At 61.6% G+C, this 5,574-nt stretch carries 6 protein-coding genes and 1 riboswitch; of the genes, 5 read left to right on the top strand and 1 reads right to left on the bottom strand.

What is annotated here, in order from left to right; all coding sequences use genetic code 11:
* The first annotated feature begins 74 nt into the window (after positions 1-74).
* The 4 genes from thiM (at position 75) to thiC (ending at position 3,765) form a co-directional block, all read left to right on the top strand.
* On the top strand, positions 75-890 hold the full coding sequence (gene thiM, locus H6B10_RS12220) for a hydroxyethylthiazole kinase (RefSeq protein WP_204651859.1): 816 nt from the start codon (positions 75-77) through the stop codon (positions 888-890).
* Positions 877-1,521 carry a thiamine phosphate synthase gene (gene thiE, locus H6B10_RS12225; RefSeq protein WP_204651860.1) on the top strand — a complete coding sequence of 215 codons (645 nt, stop codon included), beginning with the start codon at positions 877-879 and terminating at the stop codon, positions 1,519-1,521. Before thiM ends, thiE begins: the two co-directional genes overlap by 14 nt.
* 99 nt (positions 1,522-1,620) lie before the next feature.
* Entirely contained in the window at positions 1,621-2,427 is an 807-nt protein-coding gene (thiD, locus tag H6B10_RS12230) for a bifunctional hydroxymethylpyrimidine kinase/phosphomethylpyrimidine kinase (protein ID WP_204651861.1), read from the top strand.
* 27 nt (positions 2,428-2,454) lie between these two features.
* A complete protein-coding gene (gene thiC / locus H6B10_RS12235) occupies positions 2,455-3,765 on the top strand; it encodes a phosphomethylpyrimidine synthase ThiC (RefSeq protein WP_204651862.1) in 1,311 nt (436 codons plus the stop codon).
* Positions 3,766-3,862: 97 nt separating this feature from the next.
* Here the strand turns inward: thiC and H6B10_RS12240 are convergent, their stop codons facing one another.
* Positions 3,863-4,825, bottom strand: coding sequence for a zinc ribbon domain-containing protein (locus tag H6B10_RS12240; RefSeq protein WP_204651863.1), 963 nt, complete (start codon positions 4,823-4,825; stop codon positions 3,863-3,865).
* Between the two features lie 276 nt (positions 4,826-5,101).
* A riboswitch (NiCo riboswitch) is annotated at positions 5,102-5,197 on the top strand.
* A 128-nt stretch (positions 5,198-5,325) separates the two neighbouring features.
* Here H6B10_RS12240 and H6B10_RS12245 point away from each other — a divergent pair.
* A partial coding sequence (locus tag H6B10_RS12245) for a cation diffusion facilitator family transporter (RefSeq protein WP_204651864.1) occupies positions 5,326-5,574 on the top strand: 249 nt, incomplete at its 3' end.

Genomic DNA, 5,574 nt, shown 5'->3' on the forward strand with positions numbered 1-5,574 from the left:
TGGTTTACGCTCTGCGCAGCACCGGCGCTTTGAACCGGATGCAGAAAACTCTTTCTCACTAAAAGGAAACGCCTATGTTTGCACCCCTGCTCCAGAATCTGCGGAACCGGCGGCCGCTGGTCCACGCCATTACCAACTATGTGACCGCCAACGACTGCGCCAACCTGCTGCTGGCCTGCGGGGCCTCCCCCATTATGGCCGATGACCCCGATGAAGCACCGGAGATCACCGCCCATGCCGCCGGGCTGGTGCTGAACCTGGGCACCCTGCACCGGGGTACCATCCCGGCCATGGTAGCCTGCGGCAAAACCGCCAACGCACGGGGCATTCCCGTGGTGCTGGACCCGGTAGGAGCCGGGGCCTCCCGCCTGCGCACCGAAACCGCCCTGCAGCTGCTGCGGGAAGTCCGGTTCACCGTCATCCGGGGCAATCTTTCCGAGATGGAAGCCCTGGCCCGGGGCCACGGCGGTGCCCACGGCGTGGATGCCGCCCAAACGGTCACGCGGGACAATCTGGAAGGCTGCTGCGCGCTGGTGCGGGACTTTGCCCGCCGTACCGGTGCCGTGGCAGCCATGAGCGGCGCGGTGGATCTCGTGAGCGACGGGCAGCAGGTTTTCTGCATCCGCAACGGCCACCCCATGATGGGGCTGGTCACCGGCACGGGATGCCAGCTTTCCTGCCTGGCGGGGGCCTTTGCGGCAGCCAACCCCGACTGCCCGCTGGAAGCCGCAGCCGCCGCCGTCTGCGCCATGGGCCTGTGCGGAGAGATCGCCCACCAGCGCCTGGGCCCCGCCGACGGCAACGGCAGCCTGCGCACCTATATTCTGGATGCGGTCTGCCGGCTGACCCCCGAACAACTGGAGAAAGGAGCGCGCTATGAAATTCGATAAAAACTGTCTGCGGCTCTACGCTGTGACCGACCGCAGCTGGCTGCGCGGCCAGACACTGGAGCAGCAGGTGGAAGCGGCCCTGCAGGGCGGCGCCACCTGTGTGCAGCTGCGGGAAAAACAACTGGACCGGGAGCAGTTTATCCGCCTGGGCCAAAACATGAGTGACCTTTGCCGCCGCTACGGCGTACCGCTGATCATCAACGATGACCTGGAGGTAGCCCTGGCCTGCGGTGCCGACGGCGTACACGTAGGGCAGGACGACCTTCCGGTGGCGGAGGTACGCCGCCGGGTGGGTGACCGGATGATCGTGGGCGTATCTGCCCACAACCCGGAGGAAGCCCGACGCGCCTATGAGGGCGGCGCCGACTACCTGGGAGCGGGCGCGGTATTCGGCAGCACCACCAAGACCAACGTAACGCCCCTCTCCCATGAAACCTTGCGGGCCATCTGCGACGCCGTGCCCATCCCCGTGGTGGCCATCGGCGGCATCAGCAGGACCAACCTGCCGCAGCTGGCCGGCACCGGCGTTGCCGGGGTAGCGGTGGTTTCCGGTATTTTTGCGGCCGCGGATATCACCGCTGCCTGCCGGGAACTGCGCGCCCTTTCGGACGCCATGACCCAATCTCATTGAACCCATAACACCATCGTCGGTTCACCGCCGGGAACCGGCAGGCGGCAGACCGGGGGCACCACTCTCTGCCGCCTTACAAAAGTAATGCGAGGTATTTGTATGAGAACAGCATTATCCATCGCCGGAAGCGATTCCAGCGCAGGCGCCGGTATTCAGGCCGATCTCAAAGCCATGACGATGAACGGCGTCTACGGAATGACCGCCATCACCGCTTTGACGGCACAAAACACCACCGGCGTGACTGCAATTTCCGAAGTAAGCCCCGAATTTCTGGCCCAGCAGCTGGACGCGGTATTTACCGACATCCGGCCTGACGCCGTGAAGATCGGGATGGTCTCCTCCCCCGCGTTGATCGAAACCATCGCGGAACGGCTGCGGTTTTACCAAGCCGTGCACATCGTGGTGGACCCCGTCATGGTGGCCACCAGCGGTGCGCGGCTCATCCGCCCCGAAGCGGTGGAGACCCTGACCCGGGAGCTTTTGCCCCTGGCCGAAGTGGTGACCCCCAACATCCCCGAAGCGGAACTGCTGGCGGCGTGCACCATCGACAGCCCCGAAACCATGGAGTCCGCCGCCCGTGTCATCCGTGACCGGTACGGCTGTGCCGTGCTGCTGAAAGGCGGCCACTGCATCAACGATGCCAACGACCTGCTGCTGGACGGCAGCGGCGCCCGGTGGTTTACCGGCAAACGCATTGCCACCACCAACACCCACGGTACCGGCTGTACCCTGTCCAGCGCCATAGCGGCCAACCTGGCCAAGGGCTTTGCCCTGCCTGAGTCTGTACAGCGGGCGAAGGACTATCTTTCGGGCGCGCTTGCCGCCGGGCTGGACCTTGGAAAAGGAAGCGGCCCCATGAACCACGCCTGGACCCTGACGGGACGTTACGCCGAAGAAGCGGACTGAATACCAAAACAAAGGAGCAAACACACCATGAGCGAACGGAACTATGCCACCCAGATGGAGGCGGCACGCAAGGGCATCGTGACCCCGCAGCTGGAGATCGTTGCCAAAAAGGAACGGATGACCGTGGAGGAACTGCTGCCGCTGGTAGCCAGTGGCAAGGTGGTGATTCCCGCCAACAAAAACCACACCTGCCTGGACCCCGAGGGCGTTGGCTCCATGCTGCGCACCAAGATCAACGTGAATCTGGGCGTTTCCCGGGACTGCAAGGACTACAACGTGGAGATGCAGAAGGTACTCTCCGCGGTAAAAATGGGCGGCGAAGCCATCATGGACCTGTCCAGCCACGGCAATACCCAGCCCTTCCGCCAGAAACTGACCCACGAGTGCCCGGCCATGATCGGCACCGTGCCGGTGTATGACAGCGTCATCCACTATCAGCGGGACCTGGACACCCTGACCGCCAAGGACTTCATTGACGTGGTGCGGCTGCATGCCCAGGACGGCGTGGACTTTGTGACACTGCACTGCGGTATCACCCGCAAGACCATTGATCAGATCCGCAAGCACAAACGGAAGATGAACATTGTGTCCCGGGGCGGGTCGCTGGTGTTTGCCTGGATGTGCATGACCGGGGAGGAAAATCCCTTCTACGAATACTATGACGAAATTCTCGACATCTGCCGGGAATACGACGTAACCATCTCCCTGGGCGACGCCTGCCGCCCCGGCTGCCTGGCCGACGCCACCGACGTCTGCCAGATCGAGGAGCTGGTACGGCTGGGCGAGCTGACCAAGCGCGCCTGGGAGAAGGATGTGCAGGTGATGGTGGAAGGCCCCGGCCATGTGCCCATGGACCAGATCGCCGCCAACATGAAGGTGCAGCAGACCATCTGCATGGGCGCCCCCTTCTATGTGCTGGGCCCCCTGGTCACCGACATTGCCCCCGGTTACGACCACATCACGGCAGCCATCGGCGGTGCCATTGCCGCCATGAACGGTGCGGCCTTCCTGTGCTATGTGACCCCCGCCGAACACCTGGCCCTGCCCAACCTGGAGGACGTCAAGCAGGGCATCATCGCCAGCAAGATCGCCGCCCATGCCGCCGACATCGCCAAAGGTGTGCGCGGCGCCCGGGAGATCGACGACAAGATGGGCGATGCCCGCCGTGCCCTGGACTGGGAAGCCCAGTGGGCCTGCGCCCTGGACCCCGAGACCGCCAAGGCCATCCGGGCGGACCGTTCCCCCGAGCATGACGACACCTGCTCCATGTGCGGCAAGTTCTGCGCCGTGCGCAGCATGAACAAAGCCCTGAACGGCGAACACATCGACATTCTGTAAGCATTTCTTCCATAAAAACGCCCTGTTCCGCACGATGAACGGAACAGGGCATTTGCTGTTTTATTCTGTTTCAGGGATCATATCGGGTATTGCCGGTTCAGGACCGGTACTCGTAAGAATAGGCGCCGGGCATTGCCGTATTCTGGGGTTCCAGCGCCCGGAGCTGATCCCGGTACTGGAACAGGAAGATACCGAACCCGATGCCCGACACGGCACTGGCTACACCGGCCAGGCCGCTGAACACATTGCCCGTCAGGAAGGTACCCAGCGAAACCACACCGCCCAGAATAGACAATACCGCCACATAACTGGAGATCTTACCCTGGGGCGTACCCGTCCAGATCGTCTGGCGCAAATTGTTCAGCAACCCCACAAGTTTGACATAGTAGACAATATCCAGCGCGAAGATCACGGCTATGAGCACCAGCACCACGGCCATCACGGCCATTGCCGCCCCCGCATCATCAAACTGACCGAGCCCCACGAATACAAGGCCAAAAATCACTACGATCAGCAGTGCCGTCAGACAGACCAGCACCAGACTGATGATCTGAAGCACCCGGATGATGGCGAGTCCGGCCGTCTGGAGAGGTTTGCCTGATTCATTCACCGCTGTGGCGTACATCATCCAGATGCTCACCGCCACCAAAATGGCGGGGATCTGCCCCAGCAGTGCGCCGCCGGCGGATGCCGTAAGCACAACAGAAAGGGTATCGGCAATGGATGCCATCTGTGCATCGTTACTGTAGGCGTACAGCGGGGCTAAATAACTCTCTAACACGGCCGGGGACGCATTGAACAGACCTGCCGCCAGGTTGAATGCCACCATACAGGTAAAGCCGATAGCCGGCACCAGAAAATAGGGCGAGCGGGCCATCCGGCGCATCAGTTGGATCACCGGCGGTTCTGCGGAGTTGCCGGCCGGGGCCGGGCCGGGTGTGGGGGCCGCCGTGTAACGGGGTGTTGATGCCTGCTGCGAGTCTTGCTGCAGCGGGGCACCGCAATAGGGGCAATGGTTCATGCCTTCTTCGGCAGGTTTTCCGCAACGGGGACAAATCATCAAGGGTTCCTCCTTTCCTTTTTCAAGGCCAGTCTCACAGAAGCGGGCAGGGTTGGCCGCCTTCCGCGTCGTAATTCCAGTATACCAGCCGGAGATACCGCCCGCAAGGGCAGGATATGCCCTTTACTACTCTTTTTCGGCAATATACCGCCAAATCCGCAAATTTTACAACTGACCGACGCCCGAAGAAATTTTTCTTGACGAGCGGCATAGGATGGGATATAATACTAGAACTCTTTGCACTGCATTACATCCCCCAACCGGGGTGCGAGATCTCCAGTACAAACTGAGCAGGCGATGCCCCCGACGAGGGCATGGGGCCGGGCCGCCGCGGCGGCAGCAGATGAAGGCAACGGCATCTGTGGGACAGTTGTATGTTCCACAGGTGCCTTTTTCTATACTTTTTGGGACCTGGGAACTACCGTTCTCGAACAGGGTGCACACAAGAGCAATCACACCGCCGGGGCCTTTGCCCCGGTCACAACAGGAGGTTTTCTTGTATGGCAACCCAACCCAAAACAGACCCCATCAACGAGGCATTGGTCATCCGCAAACTGTCGCTGGTCAGCGTCATTGGCAACGCGGTCCTTTCCGGTTTCAAACTGTTTGCCGGAATCACCGGCCATTCCAGCGCCATGATTTCCGATGCCATCCACTCCTTCTCGGATGTACTCACAACACTGATTGCCTGGATCGGTGTGAAGGTGTCCAAAAAGGCATCCGATGAGGAACATCCCTATGGCCATGAA

The sequence above is a fragment of the Gemmiger formicilis genome (genome assembly GCF_016901605.1).
Classification (GTDB): Bacteria; Bacillota; Clostridia; order Oscillospirales; family Ruminococcaceae; genus Gemmiger; species Gemmiger formicilis_B.

Excerpts from the sequence above, each read along its gene's own strand:
- thiD (WP_204651861.1), top strand. The coding sequence starts at position 1,621 with ATGAGAACAGCATTATCCATCGCCGGAAGCGATTCCAGCGCAGGCGCC.
- H6B10_RS12240 (WP_204651863.1), bottom strand. The coding sequence starts at position 4,825 with ATGATTTGTCCCCGTTGCGGAAAACCTGCCGAAGAAGGCATGAACCAT.
- thiM (WP_204651859.1), top strand. The coding sequence starts at position 75 with ATGTTTGCACCCCTGCTCCAGAATCTGCGGAACCGGCGGCCGCTGGTC.
- thiC (WP_204651862.1), top strand. The coding sequence starts at position 2,455 with ATGAGCGAACGGAACTATGCCACCCAGATGGAGGCGGCACGCAAGGGC.
- thiE (WP_204651860.1), top strand. The coding sequence starts at position 877 with ATGAAATTCGATAAAAACTGTCTGCGGCTCTACGCTGTGACCGACCGC.